Source organism: Streptomyces sp. NPDC024687 (assembly GCF_055559055.1).
Map to the genome: position 1 here is coordinate 743,137 of NZ_JBVHLJ010000001.1, position 22,558 is coordinate 765,694.

The following is a 22,558-nucleotide window of genomic DNA, read 5'->3' on the forward strand; positions in this document are numbered from 1 at the left end:
CGGCGAAACCTGGCGTCATGCGTTGAGCTCCGCCAGCACCCGCAGCGACTCCCGGTCCGGAGCCAGCGCCAGCAGGTCCGTCACCGGCCCCTTGCGCCACGACTCCAGCCGCTCGGCGATGCGTTCGCGCGGGCCGACCAGGGAGATCTCGTCGGCGAACGCGTCCGGCACGGCGAGCACGGCCTCCTCGCGACGGCCTTCCAGGAACAGCCGCTGGATCCGGCGCGCCTGCTCCTCGTACCCCATGCGGGCCATCAGATCGGCGTGGAAGTTGCGGGCCGCGTGTCCCATCCCGCCGATGTAGAAGCCGAGCATCGTCTTCACGGGCAGCAGTCCCTCGGCCACGTCGTCGCAGACCCGCACCTGGGCCATGGGGGCGACGAGGAAGCCCTCCGGTGCTTCGGCGAGCGAGGCCTCGTAGACCTCGGGCCGGTTCGGCGACCAGTACAACGGCAGCCAGCCGTCCGCGATCCGGGTGGTCTGGGCGACGTTCTTCGGTCCCTCGGCGCCCAGGAGGATCGGCAGATCGGCGCGCAGGGGATGGGTGATCGGCTTGAGCGCCTTGCCGAGCCCGGTGCCGTCCGGGCCCCGGTAGGGGTGGGAGTGGAAGCGGCCGTCCAGCTCGACCGGCGCCTGCCTCCTGAGGACCTGCCGTACGACGTCGACGTACTCCCGGGTCGCGGTCAGCGGCGACTTGGGGAACGGGCGGCCGTACCAGCCCTCGACGACCTGCGGCCCGGACAGCCCGAGACCGAGCATGACCCGCCCGCCGGAGAGATGGTCCAGCGTGAGGGCGTGCATGGCGGTCGTGGTGGGCGAGCGGGCGGCCATCTGGGCAACGGCCGTACCCAGCCTGATCGTCGACGTCCGCGCCGCGATCCAGGTGAGCGGCGTGAACACGTCCGACCCCCACGACTCGGCCGTCCACACCGAGTGATAGCCGAGCCGCTCCGCCTCCTGGGCCAGCGGCACATGGTCGGGGGAGGGGCCACGGCCCCAGTAGCCGAGTGCAAGGCCGAGTCGCACGACGCCTCCTGACGGTATGTCAGTTCTTCGAGCCGCTCGCGAATGTACGGCAACGGCCCCCCGCCCGGAAGGGGCGAGGGGCCGTCCTACGACCTTGGGGACCGCGAGGTTGGATCAGCCGCGCTGGATGCCGCTCGTGTCCTGCAGCACGCCACGGCGGCCGTCCTGCGTCTGGGCGACCAGAGCCGGACCGCGCTGCTCGACCGCCAGGTACCAGGTGCCCGGGGCGAGTTCGGCGATCGGCGTCGGCGAACCGTCCTCCGCGAACAGCGGACGCGGCACCGGCACCGCGAACCAGAACGGCGAGAACTCCGCCGCCGGCGGCTGCGGGGCCTGCGCCTGGGGCTGCGGCTGCGGCTGCGCGCCGAAGGGCTGACCCGGCTGCGGCTGACCGCCGTACGGCTGCTGACCCTGCTGACCCTGCTGACCGGGCTGGCCCGGGTGCCCCTGCTGTCCCGGCTGCTGGGCACCGGGGTAGCCGTAACCACCGGGCGGCTGGGCGCCGTAGGGCTGCGGCTGGGGCGGCTTGGGGGCCGGGACGAGACCGGCCTGGAGGGCGGGGACGAGAGGCGTGGCGACGGCTGCCGCGGCCATCACCAGGGTGGCGACGAGAGCGAGGATCAGGCCGATGCCGGCGCTGACGGTGTCCGAACTGGAGCCGTAGTCCGCGGCGCTCAGCGGGTCGAAGACGTTCCCGAGCGCGCTCCAGGCGGCGAACACCGTGAACGCGGCGCCCACTTGGCCGAGGTCGAGGCCCGCCACCTTGGGGAGCTGCGGCAGGCCGCGCGACAGGACGACGAGGGCGGCGCCGATGATGCCCGCGAGCACCACCCCCATCACGACCGGGCCGCTCGCCCAGGCAGTGGGAAGGTCGGCGTCGTCGGGGGCGCCGTCGACCGAGTACAGATCAAGGAACGACGCGATGAACAGCACCACCGCTGCACCGATCACCACGCCGTCGCCTCGAGTGAGGGAGCGGATATTCACTTCAAGTCCTTCGTAGGTCGTCTCGTCGTCGGTAGACCCTATCGCCCGCCCGGCGGAGCGTACGACGGGATTCGCGCGCTGATCGTCACCCGCGCAGGAAACTCACCAATCCCTCAGAGATTCCTTGCGCGGCCTTCTGTCGCCAGGCCCCGCTCGTGAGCAGGGCCGCGTCCTTGCTGTCCCGCATGTTGCCGCATTCGATGAACACCTTGGGAACCTTTGACAGGTTGAGGCCGCCCAGATCCGTGCGGGTGTCCAGGCCGGTGCCGTGACCGATGTAGTTGGAGGGGGCGGTGCCCGTCTTGCGTCCGAAGTCGTGCGCGATGCGCTTGCCGAGTGCGGCGGAGGGGGCGACGATCCGGCGGGTGTCGGCGATGCCCTGGTGGACGCGGCCCGGGAGGATCACGTGGTAGCCGCGCTGCCCGGCGCCCGCGCCGTCCGCGTGGATCGACACCACCGCGTCGGCCTTCGCCCTGTTGCCGATCCTGGCCCGCTCGTCCACACAGGGGCCGTAGGGCCGGTCGCCGTCCTGCGTCAGCTTCACCGTCGCGCCCTGCTGCTCCAGCAGCGTGCGCAGTCGGCGGGCGACGTCGAGGGTGAACTTGGCCTCGGCGTAACCGGAGTTGGTGGACGTCCCCGTGGTGTCGCACTCCTTGCGGGTCGTGCCGATATCCACCTTGCGGTTGATCTCGGCCGGGTGCCGGAAGTTGGTGAGGTTGTGTCCGGGGTCGATGACGACAACCTTGCCCCGGAGCGAGCCGAGCGGTTTCTTGTCCTCGACGGTGGTGGAGGAGACGGTCGGCGGTGCCGTTGTGGACGCGGCCGTGGTCCCGTTGTTGTCGGCCGCTCCGCTCACCCCCGCGTACACCAGCCATCCGAGCAGCGCGCCCGGCACGAGCACGGCGAGAGCGAGAGTCAGCGGCCGGCGCCGGGGGCGGCGGGGCTGGGGGGAACCGAATTCAGGGCCTGCGTACGACACGTCTGCGACTCTAACCCTGCCCTTGCCGCCCCGCTCTCAGATCCCCGCCCGCATCCGCCGCAACACCCGCAGCGAATCGGTCGCCGAGACCTCCGTGAAGGCGCCGGAGGCGAGGGCCCGGAGGTAGATCCGGTAGGGCGCCTGCCCGGTGAACTCGTCCTCCGGCTCGGGGAACACGTCGTGGATGACGAGCAGCCCGCCCTCGGCCACGTGCGGGGCCCAGCCCTCGTAGTCGGCGGTGGCGTGCTCGTCGGTGTGACCGCCGTCGACGAAGACCAGCCCGAGAGGGGAGCCCCAGACCTTCGCGATCTGCGGAGAACGGCCGACCAGGGCGACCACGTGCTCCTCCAGCCCGGCCCGGTGCAGGGTCCTGCGGAAGGTGGGCAGCGTGTCCATCAGCCCGAGCTCGGCATCCACCGTCTCCGGGTCGTGGTAGTCCCATCCCGGCTGCTGCTCCTCGCTGCCGCGGTGGTGATCGACGGTCAGCGCGGTGACGCCGGCCTCGCGGGCGGCGTCCGCGAGCAGGATCGCGGAACGGCCGCAGTACGTACCGACCTCCAGGAGCGGCAGTCCGAGCCGCCCGGCCTCCAGAGCGGCCGCGTAGAGGGCCAGCCCCTCACCCAGGGGCATGAACCCCTTGGCGGCCTCGAAGGCGGCGAGGATCTCGGGCTTGGGAGCCGCGGCCATGGGGGTTCCTCTCGGTCGTACGGATCGGTCGTGCGGGCGGGCAGACGCCGGACGCCCATGCTGCCGCACGCCCCCTTCGCAGAGGGACAGGGGGTGCGGGGGCGGGGAAGCCGCTGTGGGGTGCGGGTGTTCGGAGCCCTCCGGGGCAGGTGGCGATGGTCGTTCGCCGGGCGGCCGCATGTCCTGGGTGGCCTGGTCGGCCTGGTCGGCCTGGTCGGCCTGGTCGGTCTCACGGTCGCGCCCGGCGCTTCGCGGGGTGGGCCCGGGGGCCGGGGGGGTTGCGCGCTCTGCGCCGGGCCTACGGTCCTGGGCACGCCCTGGTACGACACACCCCCGCCCTCGGTGTCGGGCGGGGGTGTGGTTCAGCTGAGCGGTCGTCAGGCCGTGACCGTCTCGGTCTCGCCCGGCAGGGCCAGGTCGAGGGCGATCGCGCGCTCGTCGCCCGCGTGGGTGGCGGAAGAGGCCAGGGGACCGTGGCCGGCGGCCCGTGCGGCGAGCACGTACGCGCCCCCGCTCGGCACCCCGAGTACGTACGTGCCGTCCTCGTCGGACAGCGTCGCCCCCGCCTGCCGACCGCGCCGGTCGATCAGCGTGACCTTGGCGCGGGCGACCGGAGCACCGGAGGCGTCGAGGACACGGCCCCGGAACCCTCGCAGGACCGCCTCCGCCCGCTCCAGGTTCGCCTCCTCCTCGCTGCTCGCCCGCAGCTGCGGGGCACGGTTCGGCTTCGGCAGGAACAGGGCCATCAGCAGCCCGACCGCCACCGCGCCGGTCGCGATCAGGAAGGACACCCGGAACCCGTGCATGGTCGGTACCGCGACGCCCCCGACGTTGTTCGCCGTGTTCGCCAGCACCATCCCGATCACGGCGCTCGACACGGACGTACCGATGGAGCGCATCAGCGTGTTGAGCCCGTTCGCCGCACCCGTCTCCGAGGCGGGGACCGCGCCGACGATCAGGGCGGGAAGGGAGGAGTACGCGAGACCGATGCCCGCGCCCAGCACCACCGCGATGACCAGGCTCTGCCAGGCGGCGCTCATGAGGCCGAGGCCCGCGCCGTAGCCGATCGCGATGATCAGCATGCCGAGGATGAGGGTGACCTTGGGGCCGTACTTCGCCGACAGCCGGGCGTACACGGGCGCGGTGAACATCATCGTCAGGCCCAGCGGAGCGACCAGCAGACCCGCGACGACCATCGACTGACCGAGGCCGTAGCCGGTCGCCTTCGGGAGCTGGAGCAGCTGGGGAAGGACGAGCGAGACGACGTAGAACGAGACACCGACCATGATCGACGCCAGGTTGGTGAAGAGGACCGCGGGGCGGGCCGTGGTGCGCAGGTCGACCAGGGGGGCCTTCACGCGCAGCTCCATGACGCCCCACAGGAGGAGGACGACGGCCGACGCGGCGAACAGGCCGAGCGTGGTGGCCGAGGTCCAGCCCCAGTCGCTGCCCTTGGTGATCGGGAGGAGGAAGAGGACCAGGCCGATGGAGAGGCCGATCGCGCCCAGGACGTCGAACGTGCCCTCGGCGCGCGCCGGGGACTCGGGGACGACGAGCAGGGTGAGGGCGATGGCGAGCACGCCGATGCCCGCGGCGCCGTAGAAGAGGGCGTGCCAGTCGGCGTGCTGGGCGATCAGGGCCGCGAGGGGCAGCGCGAGGCCGCCGCCGACGCCGATCGAGGAGCTCATCAGGGCCATGGCCGAGCCGAGCTTCTCGCGGGGCAGCATGTCGCGCATCAGGCCGATGCCGAGGGGGATCGCGCCCATCGCGAAGCCCTGGAGGGTGCGGCCGGCGATCATCGTGAGCAGGTCACTGGTGAGGGCGCTGACCAGGGCGCCCACGACCATCACGGCGAGGCTGAAAATCAGCAGGCGGCGCTTGCCGTACAGGTCGCCGAGGCGGCCCATGATCGGGGTGGCGACGGCGCCCGAGAGCAGGGTGGACGTCAGGACCCAGGTGGCGTTGCTCGGCGCGGTGTCCAGCAGCTGCGGCAGGTCCTTGATGACCGGGACGAGCAGGGTCTGCATCACCGCGACCACGATGCCCGCGAAGGCGAGCACGGGGACGACAGCGCCGGACGCTCTCCGGGTGGGCTGGACGGTCGGCGTGTGCGTCATGTGAGGGAGGCCTCCGGGCCTGGAAGATCGGGTTACGTGCGGCTTGAACTACGTATGCATGGGCAACTATTCCGATGCTTCGGCGTACTAACGATTTCTTTATATTCTCTTGGGGAAGTGGAGGCCGGGTTGAGAGCATGGCGGCCATGCTCGAAGCCGCTGAAGTCGCCCGCAGACCCCGCCGTCCCCGGTCGGCCCCGCCCGCCTGGGTGGTGGTGGCGCTGGCGTGCGCGGGCCAGTTCCTCGTCGTGCTCGACGTGTCGGTGGTCAATGTGGCGCTGCCGTCCATGCGCGCCGACCTGGGCATGACCGAATCCGGACTGCAGTGGGTCGTGAACGCCTACTCGATCGCCTTCGCCGGGTTCATGCTCCTCGGCGGCCGGGCCGGTGACCTCTACGGCCGCAAGCGGATGTTCCTGGTCGGGCTCGGGCTGTTCACCGTGGCCTCGCTGGCCGGCGGGCTGGCCCAGGGGGACGCCGAGCTGCTGATCGCGCGGGCCGTGCAGGGGCTGGGCGCGGCGGTGCTGGCGCCCGCGACGCTGACCATCGTCACGTCGGCCGTCCCGGAGGGGGCCGCGCGGGCGCGGGCCATCGCCACCTGGACGGCCGTGGGAGCGGGTGGCGGAGCCGCGGGCGGATTCGTCGGCGGACTCCTGGTGGACACCCTGTCCTGGCGCTGGGTGCTGCTGATCAACGTGCCCGTCGGCGCGCTGGTCCTCCTGGGCTCCCTGCTGTGGCTGACCGAGAGCCGCAGCGGGGATGGGCGACGCCTCGACCTGCCGGGAGCGCTGCTGATGACCGGGGGACTGGCGGTCCTGGCGTACGGCATCTCGCAGACCGAGGCCGAGGGGTGGACGGCGGCCGCGACCGTGGTCCCGCTGGCCGTCGGGCTCGCGCTGGTAGGGGCCTTCCTCGTCGTCGAGTCCCGTACGGCCGCCCCGCTGATGCCGCTCGGACTGCTCAGGGTGCGGGCGGTGGCGTCGGCGAACGCGGCGATGTTCCTGAGCGGTGCCGCCCTGTTCTGCACGTGGTACTTCATCACGCTCTACGCCCAGAACGTCCTCGGGTACTCCCCGCTCCAAGCCGGACTCTCCATGTTGCCGAGCTCCCTGGCGATCGTGCTCGGCTCCAAGCTCGCGCCCCGGCTCATGCACCGGCTCGGGGCGCGCCGGGTGGCGGCTCTGGGGACGCTCGTCGCCCTGACCGGTTACGGCTGGCAGTCGACGATGACCTGGGACGGCGGCTACGTCACCTCGATCATGGGTCCCGGGATCCTGATGATGCTGGGCGCGGGTCTCGCCTCGACCCCGCTCGCCTCGCTGGCCACGTCGGGGGCGGCGCCGGGGGAGGCCGGGCTGGTGTCGGGACTGGTCAACACCTCGCGCACGATGGGCGGCTCGCTGGGGCTCGCCGTCCTGTCGACGCTGGCGGCGGCACGGACGGGGGGAGCGGGTTCGCCGGAGGCGCTGACGGAGGGGTACGCGCTGGCGTTCCGGGTGGGGACGGGGGTGCTGCTCTGCGGGGTGGCGCTGATGCTGGCGTGGTTGCCGAGGAAGATCTCGGCGAACTGAGGCAACGGTCCGGGCGGCTCATGGACTCCTTCAATCATCTAGGAGGTGCCCATGGGGGATCGGAATCAGGCTCGGGACGAGGAGTTCCAGAGCTTTGTCATCGGCCGCTGGCCACGGCTGATGCGAACGGCATTTCTCCTCACGGGGGAGCAGCACGCCGCGGAGGACCTGGTCCAGTCGACCCTCGAACAGGCCTACGTGGCCTGGCGCAGGGTCGGCTCGGCGGACGATCCGGAGGCGTATGTACGGCGCGTGATGATCAACGCGCACGCACGCAAGCACCGCAGGAAACTCAGGGAGTTCCTGGCGCGGGGGGACGACTCGGGCTTGGTGCGCGAGGTCGCCGACACCGGTGACCGCATCGCCCAGGCCGACGACCGCGGCGCCCTGCTGACGGCGCTGGCCCAACTGCCGCCGCGGCAGCGGGAGGCGGTGGTCCTGCGGTACTGGGAGGACCTCACCGAGACACAGACGGCCGAGGCGATGGGCTGCTCGGTCGGCTCGGTGAAGAGCAACGCGGCCAAGGGGATCGCGAAACTTCGCGCCATACCCGCACTGGCCGACATGGCGACCCAGGGAGGGCGGAAGTGATGAGCGCGGACCGGGAGAAGAGCCACGACATGAGTGACAGCGACATCGCCCTCCTGCTGGCCGACGCCACCGACGAGGTGGAGATCGGCATAGCCCCCTACCAGGCGGTACTCCGTGGTGGCCGCAGGCGCCGGGCCCGCCGCTGGGCGGTGGCCGCGGCCACGGCACTGGTCCTCGCGGGCTCCTCGGCGACGCTCGCGGTGGCGGGGCTGCCGGGCGGGGACGGCGGGCAGGTGGCGAGCCGGCCGTCCGCTTCGGCCGACGCCGACCCGTCCAGGGTCCTGAGCACCACACTGGCGACCGGTACCGACCAGGGCACCAAGTGGCGGGTTCTGCTCGACATGTGGCCGGCGCCGCGTGACGAGCGACAGGCCGATTCCCAGTTTGCCGTCATGGCGCTGCGAGGTGAGACACCGCCGGATGCCCACGAGCCCTCCGATCTGATCGGCAAGATCACCTACTTCGTCTACCGCGACTACGGCGGCCGGACGACGAAGGTCATGGAGAACACGGTCCCCAGGACGGACACCCTCACCGGCACGGATCTCATGTCCGGCTCCCTCCCCCTCGAACCCGGCGGCACGCAGGACGTCCGCCTCGTCATCGGCTACGTCGCCAAGACCGCCCAGCGCGTCAACTGCACCTGGACCGACGACACGGCGACAGTGGTGGAGAAGGCCGGCTCCGGTACGGGCACCGACGTCCTGGCGATCCGGTCGGCGGAGGGCTCCCCCTACAACTGGTTCGTGTGCCTGGCGCCCAAGGGCACCGAGTACAAGACGGCGGAGGTGGTCGGGTAGGGAGCGGCCGGGCTCACAGCCACCCCTGCTGCCGGGCCGCCCGTACCGCCTCCATCCGGTTGCGGGTGCCGGTCTTGCCGATCGCCGAGGAGAGGTAGTTGCGGACGGTGGACTCGGACAGGTGGAGCCTGTCGGCGATGTCGGCCACCGTCGCGCCGTCCGTGGAGGCCCTGAGGGCATCGCACTCGCGGGCGGTGAGAGGGTTCGGGCCGGCGCTGAGGGCGGCCGCGGCGAGGGCGGGGTCGATCACGGTCTCGCCGGTCAGCACCCGGCGGATCGAGGCGGCCAACTCCTCGACGGGACCGTCCTTGACGAGGAAACCGGCGGCACCCGCCTCCATGGCCCGGCGCAGATAACCCGGTCTTCCGAAGGTGGTCAGGATCAGCACCCGGCAGTCCGGCGCCTGGTCGCGCAGTTCGGCGGCGGCGTCCAGTCCGCTCATCCCCGGCAGTTCGATGTCGAGCAGCGCCACGTCGGGGCGGTGCGTGAGGGCCGCGTCCACGATCGCGTCCCCCGCCGCGACCTGGGCCACGACCTGGATGTCCGGTTCCATGCCGAGCAGCAGCGCGAGCGCCCCACGCATCATCCCCTGGTCCTCGGCGAGCAGCACGCGGATGGACTTGGCGGGCCGGTGGTCCCGGGGCATCTCGTTCACGGCCCCAGAGTAGGGGGACGGCGCGCCGGAACCTTGAGAACTGAAGAGTGGCGTGCACAGGGGAAACGGGGAGTCGGCGGCCCGTGCCGCGTCACCGGGCCGCGTCACCGATCCGGGATACGCCGGCGGCCCCCGCCCCCGCGCCCGCAGGCTCATCGGCTCGCACCGGTTCCACCGACTCGACCGGCAATTCGGCCCGCACCACGAACCCTCCCCGTGGCCCCGGCCCTGCCTCCAACCATCCACCGGCCGCCGCCAGCCGCTCGGTGAGCCCCTTGAGACCGGTGCCGCCGATGACCGGGTCATGCACGGTGCCGGCGTCGTCAGGGGCGGCGCGCTCACCCACGCTCGGCCCCGTGGTCGCCGCCCCCGGGCCGTCGTCCCGAATGCTCAGCCGCACCCGTTCCGCCGAGCCCCGCACGGAGATCTCGCAGCGCTCCGCCCCGCTGTGCCGGACCGCGTTGGTCACCGCCTCGCGGACCACCCAGCCCAGCAGGGCCTCGGTCTGGGCGGTGAGCGGGTGACCGGAGCGGTGGACGACGGGCTCGATGCCCGCGGCGCGCAGGGCCGAGGCGGCCCGGTCGAGGTCCGTGCTGAGGCTGCCCTCGCGGTAGCCGGTCACCGCCTCGCGGATCTCGGTGAGGGCCTGGCGGCCGACCGATTCGATGTCGCAGACCTGGACGAGCGCCGCGTCCAGATCGCGGGAGGCGAGGCGCCGGGCCGCCTCCGACTTCACCACGATCACCGACAGCGTGTGCCCGAGCAGATCGTGCAGATCGCGGGAGAACCGCAGCCGTTCCTCCTCGACCGCACGCCGGGCCAGTTCCTCGCGGGCCTCCCGCAACTGCCGTACCGCTTCGGACAGGGACAGGATCGCGGCCGTCACCATCGTGGAGATCCAGGTGGCGTAGGCGGTGTCGAGTCCGCCCCAGCCGTCGCGGAAGACGGAGGCCGCGCCGGCGACCACGGTCACGACGGCTCCCACCCACCGCAGGTGCGGCAGCCGCACGACCGCGCCCGTGGCGAGCCCGAGCAGGGGGAAGAACAGCAGCCAGTTGCCGCCGTACCCCATCGCCAGACCGCAGGTGACCAGTCCCATCAGCACCAGGGCGACTCGGGTGGAGACCGCCTCCCGGGTCTCCTTGTGGAAGGCGCGGAAGGCGACGTAGACGTAGAGCGAGTTGAACGTGAGCAGCCCCAGGCCGCCGATCCAGGGGTTCGCGGCCTCGCCCTGGAAGAGGTTGGAGAAGGCGCCCATCCCCAGCAGCAGCCACGGCAGCAGACCGAACCCGCTGCCCAGGCCCGCCTTCGTGTGGACCTCTCCGGCCTCCTGTGCGGCCTTGTACTCGGCCTTGCAGCGTGCCTTGTTCGCCTTCCAGTCCCGCTGGTGCCTCCGCGCCTCGCGGACCCCCTCGCGGACCTCGCCCATACGGCGCGAGAGCTTGCGCGACCAGACCATGACCGTTCCCCCGAACCCGCTCGTGTCTCCCGTTGTCATACCCAAGACGCTACGGATCGCGGAGTCCCCCCGGCAGGTGTGCGTGTACGGACTTGGGCAGTACAAATGTCACGGCGCCGGAAGCCGGGGAGCCCACCCGACACTCACCTGACACACCGTCAGGAGCCTTCACAAGTGCGGTGGGCTCGGCTATACAGAGGGCGCCGGACTGGAACGCGTTCTAGGTCGGCCCGCGACGACCTCGGTGCGGCCGACGGTGCGGACGGCCGTACCGAGGTCTTGATCGAGGTCTTGACCGAGCCCCTGTCAGGAGCCGTATGCCCATCGACGCAGCCAAGGCCCTCGCCGCCGAACCCCGGACCGGCGAGATCTCCTGGAACACCAAGGACGTCCAGCTCTACCACCTCGGCATCGGGGCGGGCTCGCATCCCGACAAACCCAGCCCCGCCACCGACCCCGACGAACTGCGCTACACCCTCGAATCCCGGCTGCACGTCCTGCCGAGCTTCGCCACGGTGGCAGGCTCGGGATCGCCGGGAGTGATCAGCGGACTGTCCATGCCCGGCATCGACGTCGACCTCGCCAAGGTTTTGCACGGCGGCCAGTCACTGATCGTCCACCGCCCGCTCCCCGCCCAGGGCACCGCGACCGCCACCCACCGCATCGCCGCCGTGTACGACAAGGGCAAGGCGGCCGTCCTGGTCCTGCGGACCGAAGTCGCCGACACCGAGGGCCCGTTGTGGACCAACGACGCCCAGATCTTCGTACGGGGAGAGGGCGGCTGGGGCGGCGACCGGGGACCCTCCGCCCGCCTCGAACCCCCTGCCGGCGAACCCGACCGGACCGTGGAGCGCCCCGTCCGCGAGGACCAGGCCCTGCTCTACCGCCTGTCCGGCGACTGGAACCCGCTGCACGCCGACCCGGAGTTCGCCAAGGTCGCCGGGTTCGAGAGGCCCATCCTGCACGGGCTGTGCACCTACGGCATCACGCTCAAGGCGGTCGTCGACACGCTGCTCGGCGGGGACGTGACCCGGGTGCGGTCGTACGTCACCCGGTTCGCCGGGGTCGTGTACCCAGGGGAGACCCTGCGGATCCGTATGTGGCACACCCCGCGGTCCACCCGGGTCGCCGTCACCGCCGTGGAGCGCGACGACGCGCCCGTCCTCGCCGACACCGTCGTCGACCACTGAGAACACTCCTGAACCCAGAACGCCGTACGAGGGGAGCCCGCACCATGCGCGCAGCCGTACTGCACGAGATCGGCCAGGAAAAGCTCGAGGTCCTCGATGACGTCGAGGCGGTGGGCTTCGGACCCGGCAGGGTGCGGATCCGGATACGGGCCACCGGACTGTGCCACTCGGACCTGTCCGCGATGGCCGGGGTCCTCCCGCAGCCGGCGCCCTTCGTGCCCGGACACGAAGGCGCGGGAGAGATCGTCGAAGTCGGTGAAGGCGTCAGCCACTTGAAGGCGGGCGACCGGGTCGTCGTCTGCTGGCTGCCGGCCTGCGGCGTCTGTCCCGCCTGCAAGCGGGGCCAGACCGAACTGTGTCTGGCCGGCTTCATGAACGCCGGCACCCCCAACTTCCGGCGCCCGGGCGGCGATGTGTTCGGCTTCGCGGGCACCGGCACCTTCACCGAGGAGGTCGTCGTCGACGCGGGCTGCGCGGTGCCGATTCCCGACGACGTGCCCTTCGACATCGCGGCGCTCATCGGCTGCGGGGTCACCACCGGGCTCGGCGCCGCGCTCAACACCGCGGACGTGGAAGCCGGTTCCTCGGTCGCCGTCATCGGCTGCGGCGGCGTCGGCATCTCCGCCGTCCAGGGCGCCCGCCTCAAGGGCGCCGCGGAGATCGTCGCCGTCGACCCGGTCGCCTCCCGCCGCGAGGCCGCCCTGAAGTTCGGCGCCACCCGGGCCGTCCCCCCGGACGAACTGGCCGACGCCAAACAGCAGGTGACCGCGGGCGAGGGCTTCGACTACGTCTTCGAGGTCGTCGGCAAGTCCGCGACCGCCAGGACGGCGTACGAGACCACCCGGCGCGGCGGCACCCTCGTGATCGTCGGCGCGGGCGCCATGGACGACAACCTCCAGCTCAACATGTTCGAGCTGTTCTTCGACGAGAAGCGCATCCTGCCGTCCCTGTACGGCGGCGGGGACGTCCTGCGCTCCTACGAGCGGACCATCGCCCTTTGGCGGGCCGGCCGCGTCGACCTGGACGGCCTGATCACCCACCGGGTGCCGCTGAGCGAGATCAACGAGGCGCTGGACCAGATGCGCTCGGGGACCTCACTCCGTACCTGCATCGAGATCTGAGGGCCCGCGATGACCCTGCCACTGCCACTCGACGGGCTCGCGGCGATCGTCACCGGCGCCGGCCGGGGTCTTGGCCGCGCCGAGGCGCTGGAGCTGGCCCGGCTCGGCGCGGCCGTGGTCGTCAACGACTTCGGACAGCCCGGCCGGGACGGTTCCGGCGAGGCATCCGCGGGCCCCGCCGAGCAGGTCGCCGAGGAGATCCGGGCCGCGGGCGGACAGGCCGTCGCCCACACCGGGGACGTGGCCGACCACCAACAGGCGCGGGAACTCGTGGAGTTGGCGATCGAGGAGTTCGGCAAGCTCGACATCCTCGTCAACAACGCGGGCATCCTGCGCGACCGCATGATCTTCTCCATGACCGAGGGCGAGTGGGACGCGGTGATCCGGGTCCACCTCAAGGGCCACTTCAACACGACCCGCTTCGCGTCCGCGCACTGGCGCGAGCGGTCCAAGGCGGCGGGCGGGCCGGTGTACGGCCGTATCGTGAACACCTCCTCGGAGGCGTTCCTCGCCGGGTCCGCCGGACAGCCCAACTACGCGGCGGCCAAAGGCGGGATCGTCGGACTCACCACCTCGACGGCCCTCGCGCTCGCCAAGTACGGCGTCACCACCAACGCCATCTGCCCGCGCGCCCGCACCCGGATGACCGAGGACGTCTTCTCGGGAGCCGGCTTCGAGCGGCCCGAGTCGGGACTCGACCCCCTCGCCCCCGAGCATGTCGCCCCGCTCGTCGGCTACTTGGCCTCACCCGCCGCCGAGCGCGTCAACGGCCAACTGCTCGTTGTCCACGGAGGGATGGTCACCATCGTCGAACGACCGCGGGTGCAGGCGAAGTTCGACAGCAAGCAGGACACCTTCACCTACGACGAACTGGACGCCCTGCTCACCCCCCACTACGCGCGGCGCCCGGCGGGGGAGACCTTCGCGGCGGCCGAAGTGCTGGGACTCAAACGGGAGTAAGTGCTGGGGCTAAAACGGGAGTAGACGCGCAACGGCCCTGTCTCCCGTAAGGAAAACAGGGCCGTGTGTCGTCGTCCGACCTCAGGCCGCGGCCTCGGTCTGCTCGGCCGACTTGCGGTGACGGCCGCGGGGGGCCGTGTCGCTGTCCTGGACCGAGACCGGACCCCGGTGCCTACCGTGGCCCGTGGACTCCTGGACGTCGGCGGTCGACTGGTTCCTGCTGGCGTCGCTCATGGAAGTAATTCACCCCGTCAACATGATCTTTCTTACAGCGGGGGGAGTTTAACCGGCACACCACAGGGCGAATCCAGGCGGCCGGACCAACCGGCACTACTTCGTTACAAGACTGCCCAACGGGGCTTGCTGCAGGGGCACAGGGCGTGCCACGACGGGCTCCGGAGGACCCGGTTCGGGTGACTGCGCGACCGTATCGCTACCGTCGCCACGGCCACTGCTGCCGTCGCCGCCACCGCCCTCCGGATCCTCCGGGCCCGCGCCCCACGCCCCCGCGTCCCCCGTTCTCCCCGTTCCCCCCGCTTCCCCTGTGAGGGCCCCGTTCCCCGATGCCGCCGCCCACCGCGCCACCCCGCACGGCGCGGTCGGCGTGGCGTACGGCAGGAGCAGCTCCCCGTCCTCGGTCCACAGCCCGGCACCCGCCAACCACCCCTCGGGCGCCGGAAGATGCAGGACCTGCCGTGCGGCGGGCCGCCACACGCCCAGCCAGCTGCCCATCGAGCCGTCGACGCGCAGCGCCACCCCGCAGCTCTCCGGCATCAGCACCTGCCCCGGCTGGATCGCGAACGGCGTCACCGCGCAGCCCGGCACCCGCAGGCACTCCGGGAAGCGCACCGGCAGCGTGCTGCCCAGCACCCCCCAGCCCAGCCGCGCGCACCCCGGCGACGGCGCGTCCGAGGAGATCAGCAGCAGCCCGCTGTCCGGGTCGGCCAGCAGCAGCCGGTCGTCGCTACCGTCGGCGATCTGCAGCAGCGGCGACACCTCCCCGCCCCGCTCCAGATCGACCACGACCGCCTTGGTCCGCCCGCCGGCCTCCCGGTCCAGGGCCAGCATCCGCCCGGCCCGGTCCAGCCACACCCCGCCCGAGCAGCGCCCCGGGACCTCCGCGAGGTGCTCCGGCCCGAAGGCACCGCCCGCCACCAGCCACACCGCACTGGAGTACGGGCCCACGGCGAGGGCGTACGCCTTCTCACCGCCCGGCGCCGGCGGCAGCAGCCGTAGGACCGTCCCCGCGTCCGGGCACTCGACCGCGCCCAGCGGCAGTTCGCCGGTCTGCGGCCCGGTCGGGTAGAGCAGCGAGAAGGCGTGCCGCCGGTCCGCGAACCGCCTGATCAGCACCCGCCCGTCGCCCATCGGCTGCACCTCGGTGCCGGGCTCCTCGGGCTGGTTGCCGGGCAGCGGCACCGCGTAGGGCTCGGGGCCGTCGAGGGTCCAGCGCTCCGGGAACCAGGAGTCGCCGTGCCCGGCGAGGCGGGCCGCGTAGGAGCCGTCGACGGTGATCACACACCCCGCCCGCGGGGTTACCCCGTTCCCGGTCCGGGGTGTCATCCCGTTCCCGGTCTCCGGCGTCTGCGCGTCGTTCCCGGTCCCCGGCGTCTGCGCGTCGCTCCAGCTCCGCGGTGTCTGCCGGTCGTTCCCGCTCCGCGGTGTCTGCCCGTCCTCGGTGATCGCGTCCTCCGTCCGCGGGATCTCCCCGTCCGCGTGCTCGGCGTTCTCCTCGTTCGCCGCCGCAGGTTCGATGGCACAGGCCGTCATCGTCCGGTCACCTCCGGCGACGAAACTAGTTTTCGCACGCACAGTCGTGGGACGGGCGGGCCGCCGCTTCACACAAAGGGATGGCCCAGGAACGATTCGCCTGAGGAAACCGGGGCGACTGTGCTGAGCGGGACAGCCGTGGGCAGCGCGGGTTCAGCGGGACAGACCAGGCAGGTAGCCTTTCCCCGTGCCCCGTCTGTCTGAAGTCATCGCCGCGCTGGAGAACCTGTGGCCCGCCGAGCGGGCCGAGTCCTGGGACGCGGTCGGCACCGTCGTGGGCGAACCCGACCAGGAGGTCACGCGGGTCCTCTTCGCCGTCGACCCGGTCCAGGAGATCGTCGACGAGGCGGTGAAGCTGGGCGCGGACCTGCTGGTCACACACCACCCCCTCTACCTGCGCGGTACGACCACCGTGGCGGCCTCGCACTTCAAGGGCCGGGTCGTCCACACCCTCATCAAGAACGACATCGCGCTGCACGTGGCCCACACCAACGCGGACACCGCCGACCCGGGCGTCTCGGACGCGCTCGCCGGCGCGCTCGACCTCCGTGTCGTAGGGCCGCTGGTGCCGGATCCCACGGACCCGGAAGGGCGCCGGGGGCTGGGCCGCGTATGCGAGGTGGACCCGCCGACGACCGTGCGCGAGCTCGCCGTGCGAGCCGCCGCACGCCTGCCGGCCACCGCCCAGGGCATCCGCGTCGCCGGTGACCCCGAGGCCACCGTCCGCACGGTCGCCGTCAGCGGCGGCTCCGGCGACAGCCTCTTCGACCAGGTCCGCGCGGCCGGCGTCGACGCCTTCCTCACCTCGGACCTGCGCCACCACCCCGTATCCGAGGCCCGCGCCCACAGTCCTCTCGCGCTGCTCGACGCGGCGCACTGGGCCACCGAGTGGCCCTGGTGCGAGCTGGCCGCCGCCCAGCTCGACGAGATCTCCGACCGCCACGGCTGGAACCTGCGCGTGCACGTCTCCAAGACGGTCACCGACCCCTGGACCAGCCACTCCCCTTCACCTGGAGCCCCCAACTGAACGCCGCGCCCGCCGACCAGATCCGACTCCTCGACGTCCAGGACCTCGACGTCCGCCTCCAGCAGCTCGCCCACAAGCGCCGGTCGCTGCCCGAGCACGCCGAGATCGAGTCGCTCACCAAGGACGCCACCCAGCTGCGCGACCTGCTCGTGGCCGCGCAGACCGAGGCGAGCGACACCGCCCGCGAGCAGACCAAGGCCGAGCAGGACGTGGACCAGGTCCGCCAGCGCGCCGCCCGCGACCAGCAGCGCCTGGACTCCGGGGCCGCGACCTCGCCCAAGGACCTGGAGAACCTCCAGCGCGAGATCACCTCCCTCGCCAAGCGCCAGGGCGACCTCGAGGACGTCGTCCTGGAGGTCATGGAGCGCCTGGAGTCCGCCCAGGAGCGGGTGGCCGAACTGACCGAGCGGGTCGCCTCCGTCCAGTCGAAGATCGAGGACGCCACCGCCCGCCGGGACGCGGCCCTCCAGACGCTCGACGGCGACATCGCCTCCGCGACCAAGGAGCGCGAGGTCATCGCGGCCTCCGTCCCCGCCGACCTCCTCAAGCTCTACGACAAGCTCCGCGCGCAGCAGGGCGGCATCGGCGCGGCCAAGCTGTACCAGCGCACCTGCCAGGGCTGCCGCCAGGAGCTCGCCATCACCGACATCAACGAGATCCGCGCGGCCGCGCCGGACACCGTGGTGCGCTGCGAGAACTGCCGCCGCATCCTGGTCCGCACGTCCGAGTCGGGTCTGTAGGCGGTCGTCGGCGTGCGGGAGTTCATCGTCGAGGCGGACGGCGGCTCGCGGGGCAACCCCGGGCCGGCCGGCTACGGCTCCGTGGTGCGGGACGCGGCGACGGGGGAGACGCTGGCCGAGACGTACGAATACCTCGGCATCGTCACCAACAACGTCGCCGAGTACCGGGGACTCCTGGCGGGCCTGCGTGCCGCACACGACCTCGATCCCTCGGCCCGCGTCCACGTGCGCATGGACTCCAAGCTGGTCGTCGAGCAGATGTCGGGGCGCTGGAAGATCAAGCACCCCGACATGAAGCCGCTCGCTCTGGAGGCGGGGCGGGTCTTTCCGCCGGAGCGGGTGACGTACGAGTGGATCCCGAGGGAGCAGAACAAGCACGCGGACCGGCTGGCGAACGAGGCGATGGACTCGGGGGCGTCGGCGAGTTCGGTACGGAAGCTGTCGTCTTCTGCTGTTTCTTCCGCTGCTTCTGCTTCTGCTTCTGCTTCTGAGGTCAAGGCTGAGGCTGATGTGCGTGCTGCCAAGGCGGTCGCCAGCCCCGGGTGGGCGCCCGCCGACATGGGGGCTCCGGCCACCTTCGTCCTCCTGCGGCATGGTGAGACGCCCCTGACCCCCCAAAAGCGGTTCTCGGGCAGCGGCGGCACCGATCCCGCCCTCTCCGAGATCGGCCGGGAACAGGCGGAACGCGCGGCGGCGGCGCTGGCCCGCCGAGGCACGATCCAGCACATCCTCGCCTCGCCGCTGACCCGTACCCGGCAGACCGCCGAGACCGTGGCCGACCGGCTCGGTCTCGAGGTCACCGTCGAGGACGGCCTGATCGAGACCGACTTCGGCGCCTGGGAGGGCCTCACCTTCGGCGAGGTGCGCGAGCGCTACCCGGACGACCTCACCACCTGGCTCTCCGACCCGGAGGCCGAACCCACCGGCGGCGGCGAAAGCTTCGCGGCCACGGCGACCCGGATCGCGGCGACCAGGGACAAGCTCGTTGCCGCCTACGCGGGCCGTACGGTCCTGCTCGTCACCCACGTCACCCCGATCAAGACGTTCGTACGCCTCGCGCTGGGCGCCCCACCCGAGTCCCTGTTCCGCATGGAACTCTCGGCGGCGTCCATGTCGGTGGTCGCGTACTACGCCGACGGCAACGCGAGCGTACGGCTCCTGAACGACACGTCACACCTGCGCCCGTAGCCCCGTCGCCGCGCGGGCCAGCGCCTCTACCCGTGCCCAGTCCCGCGCGGCGATCGCATCCGCCGGAAGCATCCAAGTCCCGCCCACGCAGCCGACGTTGGGCAGCGACAGGTACTCGGGGGCGTTCTCGGCCCCGATCCCTCCCGTGGGACAGAACCGCGCCTGCGGCAACGGCCCCGACAGGGACTTCAGATACGCCGTCCCGCCGGCGGCCTCGGCCGGGAAGAACTTCATCTCCCGCACTCCCCGCTCCAGCAGCGCCACGACCTCCGAGGTCGTCGACACCCCCGGCAGGAACGGCACCCCGGACCCCCGCATCGCCTTCAGGAGTACGTCCGTCCAGCCCGGGCTGACGAGAAAACGCGCACCGGCGGCCACTGAGTCCTTGACCTGCTCCGGCGCGATGACGGTCCCGGCCCCGACCACAGCCTCTGGCACCTCTCCGGCGATCGCCCGGATCGCGTCCAGCGCGACCGGCGTCCGCAGGGTCACCTCGATCGCGGACAGCCCGCCGGCGACCAGTGCCCGGGCGAGCGGCACGGCGTCGGAGGCGTCCTCGATGACGACGACGGGCACGACGGGGGCAAGGTCCAGGAGCGAGGGGGCCATGGCGTCATCCTGCCCGCAGTGTGCAGCATGCGCAAAGGTCGTTGCACATGCTGCAACCAACTGTTTGGGGAGGCTCAGTGAACCTCGTCCACCAGCACATCCAGCGTCCAGGCGGCCCCCGCCTTCGCAGGCGCCTCGGCCTCCACCACGTACCCCAGCTCCCGCAGCACCTCCACCAGCTCGGCCGGCCCCTTCGGCGAGACCCCCGCCGCCAGCAGACTCCGCACCATCCGCCCCTTCGTCGCCTTGTTGAAGTGGCTGACGACCTTCCGCGTCGGCGCGTGCAGCACCCGTACGCTCGCCGTCCGCCCCGCGACCTCACCCTTCGGCTTCCACGCGGCCGCGTAGGCGGAGGACCGCAGGTCGAGCACGAGCCCGTTCCCGGCGGCCTCGGTGAGCACGGAGGCCATCGGCTTGCGCCAGTGCGCACCCAGCGCCCCGAGCCCCGGCAGCTTCACCCCCATCGAGCAGCGGTACGACGGAATCCGGTCCGTCACCCGGACCGCTCCCCACAGCCCCGAGAACACGAGCAGCGAACGCCCCGCACGCCTCTTCGCAGCCGCGTCGAGAGAAGCCAGGTCGAGGGCGTCGTAGAGCACCCCCGTGTAGATCTCCCCGGCGGGCCGTGCCCCCGCGGTCCTCAGCTCGACGTTCTTCGCGACCTCGCCGGCCAGCCCCTCACTCAGCCCCAGCACGTCCCGCGCCTTCTGCTCGTCCCCGGCGCACAGCTCGACGAGTGCGTCGAGGACCGCCTCACGGCTCTCGTTGAGCCCCGGCAACGACAGCGACTCCAGCTTCAGCGGGGCGCCACGACCGGAGGACGCCTTGCCTTCGGAGGGAGGCAGCAGGACAAGCACGGAACATCTCCTTCTGTTTGAGCTCCGGACAGCGTACGGGGCCCGATCTGCTTACCCTCGCTGTATGCCTCGCCGTCGCATCCGCGTGACCGACGCCTCGCTCCGGACCGCCTTCGCCGCCCTGCGCACCGAACTCGACGTGCCGTCGGACTTCCCGTCCGAGGTGACAGCGGAGGCGCAACGGGCGGCGCCTGTGCCGAAGGGGTACGAGGACGCCACCGACATCCCCCTCTTCACCATCGACCCGCCCGCCTCCACCGACCTCGACCAGGCCATGCACCTCTCCCGGCAGGGCACCGGCTACCGCCTCCGGTACGCCATCGCGGATGTCGCCGCCTTCGTCGTCCCGGGCGGCTCCCTCGACGCGGAGGCGCACCGGCGGGTGATGACCCTGTACTTCCCGGACACGCGCATTCCGCTCCACCCGCCGGTGCTGAGCGAGGGCGCCGCGAGCCTCCTCCCGGACCAGGTCCGCCCGGCCGCGCTGTGGACGATCGACCTCGACGCGGAAGGCCGTACGACGGCGGCCGACGTCCGCCGGGCCCTGGTCCGCAGCCGGGCCAAGCTGGATTACGAGGGCGTGCAGCGAGCGATCGACTCCGGCACGGCCGAGGAGCCGCTGGAGTTGCTTCGCGTCGTCGGCGAGCTGCGGGAACGGCTGGAGGTCGAGCGCGGCGGGATCTCCCTGCGGATCCCCGAGCAGGAGATTGCCGAGCGGGACGGCACGTACGAACTGTCGTACCGCGCCCCGCTGCCCGCCGACGGCTGGAACGCCCAGATCTCCCTGCTCACGGGCATGGCGGCGGCGGACCTGATGCTCGGACACGGCACGGGAGTGCTCCGCACCCTGCCCGCCGCACCGGACGGCGCGGTGGGACGGTTGCGCCGCACCGCGCATGCCCTGCACATCGACTGGCCACACCATGTGTCGTACGCGGCGCTGGTGCGTTCCCTGGACCCGCGGATCCCCCACCACGCGGCCTTCCTCCAGGAGTGCACGACCCTGCTGCGGGGCGCGGGCTACACGGTGTTTCGGGACGGGGTCCTGCCGGCCATCACCACCCATGCGGCGGTCGCCGCCCCCTACGCCCACTGCACGGCCCCGCTGCGGCGCCTGGTCGACAGGTACGCGTCGGAGATCTGCCTGGCTGCGGTGGCGGGGGAGCCGGTGCCGGAGTGGGTGCTCGCCGCTCTCGATGCGCTGCCTCGCGAGATGACCGAGGGCGGTCGGCTCGCTGCCAAGGCGGAACGGGAGTGCGTCGACCTGGTCGAGGCGGCCCTGCTGAAGGACCGGGTGGGGGAGGTGTTCGACGGCTGTGTGGTGGACGTCGACGAAGACCGACCGACGGTGGGGACCGTGCAGTTGGAGACGCCGGCGGTCATGGGCCGGATCGACGGGGAGGGTCTGTCGCTGTCGCTGGGCGAACGCCTCAGGGTGAAGGTCGTTCAGTCGGATCCGGGAACCTCGAAAGTGCGCTTCGCGCCCGCTTGATCGCAGGGTGGTGGGTCCGGCGGGTGAGGGGCGGCCTCGGTGACTGACGTCGCTCATCTTCATGTGCCACGATCGAGGGAACGGTTCCCGATCTCTCGGGCAGGTGATCTTCCGATGTCCCAGTCTGGCGAGCGACAGAAGGAGGGGCGTGACATGACTGCCATGGCCCACGAGCCGCTCACGCAGGAAGAGGTCCTGCTGGAGGGTTTTCTCGCCCTGGACACCCCGGAGGGTTTCCGGGCGGAGCTGATCGAGGGGGAGATCGTTGTGACGCCGCCGCCGGACGGGGAGCACGAGAAGTACATCAGCAGGCTCGTGCGGCAAGTGATCAAACAGTCCCGGACGGACATGGACTTCTCCGGGAACAAGGGTCTCCTACTGAAGAGCGGCGATGCCTGTCCGAAGAACCACGTGGTTCCGGATGTCACGTTCGCGCCCCTTGACCTCGACCTTTTCGCGCATGCCGGATCCTGGATGCGTTGCAACGGTGTCGCCATGGTCTTGGAAGTGGCGTCCACGAAGCCCCAGGCAGATCGTGAGGCCAAGCGCCGCTGCTACGCACGCGGCGGCATTCCCCTCTACCTTCTGGTCGACCGGGACGCAGCCTCGGTCACGCTGTTCGGCGACCCGGAGAAGGACGACTACCGCGGACACTGCACCCGGCCCTTCGGCAAGCCAGTCACTCTCCCCGAACCGTTCGCCTTCGACCTGGAGACCGCGGACTTTCTCTGA

The 22,558-nt window shown here is 71.7% G+C and carries 22 protein-coding genes; 11 read left to right on the forward strand and 11 right to left on the reverse strand.

The window, feature by feature from the left end; translation table 11 throughout:
* Positions 1-15 precede the first annotated feature (15 nt).
* The 5 genes from ACZ39I_RS03335 to ACZ39I_RS03355 all read right to left on the reverse strand — a co-directional run bounded on the left by ACZ39I_RS03335 (position 16) and on the right by ACZ39I_RS03355 (position 5,796).
* Positions 16-1,026 carry an LLM class F420-dependent oxidoreductase gene (locus tag ACZ39I_RS03335; RefSeq protein ID WP_467242363.1) on the reverse strand — a complete coding sequence of 337 codons (1,011 nt, stop codon included), beginning with the start codon at positions 1,024-1,026 and terminating at the stop codon, positions 16-18.
* A gap of 114 nt (positions 1,027-1,140) precedes the next feature.
* Positions 1,141-2,013 carry a DUF5336 domain-containing protein gene (locus tag ACZ39I_RS03340; RefSeq protein WP_467242366.1) on the reverse strand — a complete coding sequence of 291 codons (873 nt, stop codon included), beginning with the start codon at positions 2,011-2,013 and terminating at the stop codon, positions 1,141-1,143.
* 85 nt (positions 2,014-2,098) lie between these two features.
* Positions 2,099-2,992, reverse strand: coding sequence for an N-acetylmuramoyl-L-alanine amidase (locus ACZ39I_RS03345; RefSeq protein WP_467242368.1), 894 nt, complete (start codon positions 2,990-2,992; stop codon positions 2,099-2,101).
* 36 nt (positions 2,993-3,028) lie between these two features.
* Positions 3,029-3,679: a class I SAM-dependent methyltransferase gene (locus ACZ39I_RS03350; protein ID WP_467242371.1), complete on the reverse strand. Its 651-nt coding sequence runs from the start codon at positions 3,677-3,679 to the stop codon at positions 3,029-3,031.
* A gap of 377 nt (positions 3,680-4,056) precedes the next feature.
* The gene (locus ACZ39I_RS03355) at positions 4,057-5,796 is read right to left on the reverse strand and encodes an MFS transporter (protein WP_467242375.1); all 1,740 of its coding nucleotides are present in this window, start codon (positions 5,794-5,796) and stop codon (positions 4,057-4,059) included.
* A gap of 137 nt (positions 5,797-5,933) precedes the next feature.
* Here ACZ39I_RS03355 and ACZ39I_RS03360 point away from each other — a divergent pair, with 137 nt between their 5' ends.
* Genes ACZ39I_RS03360 through ACZ39I_RS03370 form a run of 3 tightly spaced genes read left to right on the forward strand, consistent with a single transcriptional unit; the run spans position 5,934 to position 8,758 of the window.
* Positions 5,934-7,367, forward strand: coding sequence for an MFS transporter (locus ACZ39I_RS03360; RefSeq protein ID WP_467242378.1), 1,434 nt, complete (start codon positions 5,934-5,936; stop codon positions 7,365-7,367).
* A gap of 51 nt (positions 7,368-7,418) precedes the next feature.
* A complete protein-coding gene (locus ACZ39I_RS03365) occupies positions 7,419-7,958 on the forward strand; it encodes a SigE family RNA polymerase sigma factor (protein ID WP_467242382.1) in 540 nt (179 codons plus the stop codon).
* Between the two features lie 29 nt (positions 7,959-7,987).
* On the forward strand, positions 7,988-8,758 hold the full coding sequence (locus ACZ39I_RS03370) for a hypothetical protein (protein WP_467242385.1): 771 nt from the start codon (positions 7,988-7,990) through the stop codon (positions 8,756-8,758).
* A gap of 13 nt (positions 8,759-8,771) precedes the next feature.
* On the opposite strand, the gene ACZ39I_RS03375 is transcribed toward ACZ39I_RS03370, so the two are convergent.
* Positions 8,772-9,404 carry a response regulator transcription factor gene (locus tag ACZ39I_RS03375; protein ID WP_352384329.1) on the reverse strand — a complete coding sequence of 211 codons (633 nt, stop codon included), beginning with the start codon at positions 9,402-9,404 and terminating at the stop codon, positions 8,772-8,774.
* Positions 9,405-9,504: 100 nt separating this feature from the next.
* The gene (locus ACZ39I_RS03380; RefSeq protein WP_467243308.1) at positions 9,505-10,872 is read right to left on the reverse strand and encodes a sensor histidine kinase; all 1,368 of its coding nucleotides are present in this window, start codon (positions 10,870-10,872) and stop codon (positions 9,505-9,507) included.
* Positions 10,873-11,189: 317 nt separating this feature from the next.
* Here ACZ39I_RS03380 and ACZ39I_RS03385 point away from each other — a divergent pair, with 317 nt between their 5' ends.
* Genes ACZ39I_RS03385 through ACZ39I_RS03395 form a run of 3 tightly spaced genes read left to right on the forward strand, consistent with a single transcriptional unit; the run spans position 11,190 to position 14,143 of the window.
* On the forward strand, positions 11,190-12,062 hold the full coding sequence (locus ACZ39I_RS03385) for a MaoC/PaaZ C-terminal domain-containing protein (protein ID WP_467242387.1): 873 nt from the start codon (positions 11,190-11,192) through the stop codon (positions 12,060-12,062).
* Positions 12,063-12,106: 44 nt separating this feature from the next.
* Positions 12,107-13,183, forward strand: a complete 1,077-nt coding sequence (locus ACZ39I_RS03390) for a Zn-dependent alcohol dehydrogenase (protein WP_467242390.1) — start codon at positions 12,107-12,109, stop codon at positions 13,181-13,183.
* Positions 13,184-13,198: 15 nt separating this feature from the next.
* A complete protein-coding gene (locus tag ACZ39I_RS03395; protein ID WP_467243309.1) occupies positions 13,199-14,143 on the forward strand; it encodes a 3-oxoacyl-ACP reductase in 945 nt (314 codons plus the stop codon).
* An 81-nt stretch (positions 14,144-14,224) separates the two neighbouring features.
* Here ACZ39I_RS03395 and ACZ39I_RS03400 read toward each other — a convergent pair whose 3' ends face one another.
* Both ACZ39I_RS03400 and ACZ39I_RS03405 read right to left on the reverse strand, forming a co-directional pair.
* The gene (locus ACZ39I_RS03400) at positions 14,225-14,377 is read right to left on the reverse strand and encodes a hypothetical protein (protein ID WP_467242393.1); all 153 of its coding nucleotides are present in this window, start codon (positions 14,375-14,377) and stop codon (positions 14,225-14,227) included.
* A gap of 96 nt (positions 14,378-14,473) precedes the next feature.
* Entirely contained in the window at positions 14,474-15,913 is a 1,440-nt protein-coding gene (locus ACZ39I_RS03405; protein ID WP_467242396.1) for a hypothetical protein, read from the reverse strand.
* A 187-nt stretch (positions 15,914-16,100) separates the two neighbouring features.
* Between ACZ39I_RS03405 and ACZ39I_RS03410 the strand changes: the two genes are divergently transcribed.
* The 3 genes from ACZ39I_RS03410 to ACZ39I_RS03420 are packed head-to-tail and all read left to right on the forward strand — an operon-like array spanning position 16,101 to position 18,868.
* A complete protein-coding gene (locus tag ACZ39I_RS03410) occupies positions 16,101-16,940 on the forward strand; it encodes a Nif3-like dinuclear metal center hexameric protein (protein WP_467242399.1) in 840 nt (279 codons plus the stop codon).
* Positions 16,937-17,680, forward strand: a complete 744-nt coding sequence (locus tag ACZ39I_RS03415; RefSeq protein WP_352384323.1) for a zinc ribbon domain-containing protein — start codon at positions 16,937-16,939, stop codon at positions 17,678-17,680. The genes ACZ39I_RS03410 and ACZ39I_RS03415 overlap by 4 nt, the downstream gene beginning before the upstream one ends.
* Positions 17,681-17,692: 12 nt before the next feature.
* Complete coding sequence (locus tag ACZ39I_RS03420) at positions 17,693-18,868, forward strand: bifunctional RNase H/acid phosphatase (RefSeq protein ID WP_467242402.1); 1,176 nt, start codon at positions 17,693-17,695, stop codon at positions 18,866-18,868.
* Here ACZ39I_RS03420 and ACZ39I_RS03425 read toward each other — a convergent pair.
* Together ACZ39I_RS03425 and yaaA are read right to left on the reverse strand one after the other, a co-directional pair.
* Positions 18,851-19,477 carry a bifunctional 4-hydroxy-2-oxoglutarate aldolase/2-dehydro-3-deoxy-phosphogluconate aldolase gene (locus ACZ39I_RS03425; RefSeq protein WP_467242404.1) on the reverse strand — a complete coding sequence of 209 codons (627 nt, stop codon included), beginning with the start codon at positions 19,475-19,477 and terminating at the stop codon, positions 18,851-18,853. The genes ACZ39I_RS03420 and ACZ39I_RS03425 overlap by 18 nt on opposite strands.
* Before the next feature lie 74 nt (positions 19,478-19,551).
* Entirely contained in the window at positions 19,552-20,334 is a 783-nt protein-coding gene (gene yaaA / locus ACZ39I_RS03430; protein ID WP_467242408.1) for a peroxide stress protein YaaA, read from the reverse strand.
* Between the two features lie 64 nt (positions 20,335-20,398).
* Between yaaA and ACZ39I_RS03435 the strand changes: the two genes are divergently transcribed.
* Both ACZ39I_RS03435 and ACZ39I_RS03440 read left to right on the forward strand, forming a co-directional pair.
* Positions 20,399-21,826, forward strand: a complete 1,428-nt coding sequence (locus ACZ39I_RS03435) for an RNB domain-containing ribonuclease (protein WP_467242411.1) — start codon at positions 20,399-20,401, stop codon at positions 21,824-21,826.
* Between the two features lie 153 nt (positions 21,827-21,979).
* Complete coding sequence (locus ACZ39I_RS03440; protein ID WP_467242414.1) at positions 21,980-22,558, forward strand: Uma2 family endonuclease; 579 nt, start codon at positions 21,980-21,982, stop codon at positions 22,556-22,558.

What these genes read in the sequence shown, in the direction of transcription:
- ACZ39I_RS03350 (WP_467242371.1), bottom strand. Translation starts at nt 3,679, where the DNA reads ATGGCCGCGGCTCCCAAGCCCGAGATCCTCGCCGCCTTCGAGGCCGCC.
- ACZ39I_RS03355 (WP_467242375.1), bottom strand. Translation starts at nt 5,796, where the DNA reads ATGACGCACACGCCGACCGTCCAGCCCACCCGGAGAGCGTCCGGCGCT.
- ACZ39I_RS03360 (WP_467242378.1), top strand. Translation starts at nt 5,934, where the DNA reads ATGGCGGCCATGCTCGAAGCCGCTGAAGTCGCCCGCAGACCCCGCCGT.
- ACZ39I_RS03365 (WP_467242382.1), top strand. Translation starts at nt 7,419, where the DNA reads ATGGGGGATCGGAATCAGGCTCGGGACGAGGAGTTCCAGAGCTTTGTC.
- ACZ39I_RS03370 (WP_467242385.1), top strand. Translation starts at nt 7,988, where the DNA reads ATGAGTGACAGCGACATCGCCCTCCTGCTGGCCGACGCCACCGACGAG.
- ACZ39I_RS03375 (WP_352384329.1), bottom strand. Translation starts at nt 9,404, where the DNA reads ATGCCCCGGGACCACCGGCCCGCCAAGTCCATCCGCGTGCTGCTCGCC.
- ACZ39I_RS03380 (WP_467243308.1), bottom strand. Translation starts at nt 10,872, where the DNA reads ATGGTCTGGTCGCGCAAGCTCTCGCGCCGTATGGGCGAGGTCCGCGAG.
- ACZ39I_RS03385 (WP_467242387.1), top strand. Translation starts at nt 11,190, where the DNA reads ATGCCCATCGACGCAGCCAAGGCCCTCGCCGCCGAACCCCGGACCGGC.
- ACZ39I_RS03390 (WP_467242390.1), top strand. Translation starts at nt 12,107, where the DNA reads ATGCGCGCAGCCGTACTGCACGAGATCGGCCAGGAAAAGCTCGAGGTC.
- ACZ39I_RS03400 (WP_467242393.1), bottom strand. Translation starts at nt 14,377, where the DNA reads ATGAGCGACGCCAGCAGGAACCAGTCGACCGCCGACGTCCAGGAGTCC.
- ACZ39I_RS03405 (WP_467242396.1), bottom strand. Translation starts at nt 15,913, where the DNA reads ATGACGGCCTGTGCCATCGAACCTGCGGCGGCGAACGAGGAGAACGCC.
- ACZ39I_RS03425 (WP_467242404.1), bottom strand. Translation starts at nt 19,477, where the DNA reads ATGGCCCCCTCGCTCCTGGACCTTGCCCCCGTCGTGCCCGTCGTCGTC.
- ACZ39I_RS03435 (WP_467242411.1), top strand. Translation starts at nt 20,399, where the DNA reads ATGCCTCGCCGTCGCATCCGCGTGACCGACGCCTCGCTCCGGACCGCC.
- ACZ39I_RS03440 (WP_467242414.1), top strand. Translation starts at nt 21,980, where the DNA reads ATGACTGCCATGGCCCACGAGCCGCTCACGCAGGAAGAGGTCCTGCTG.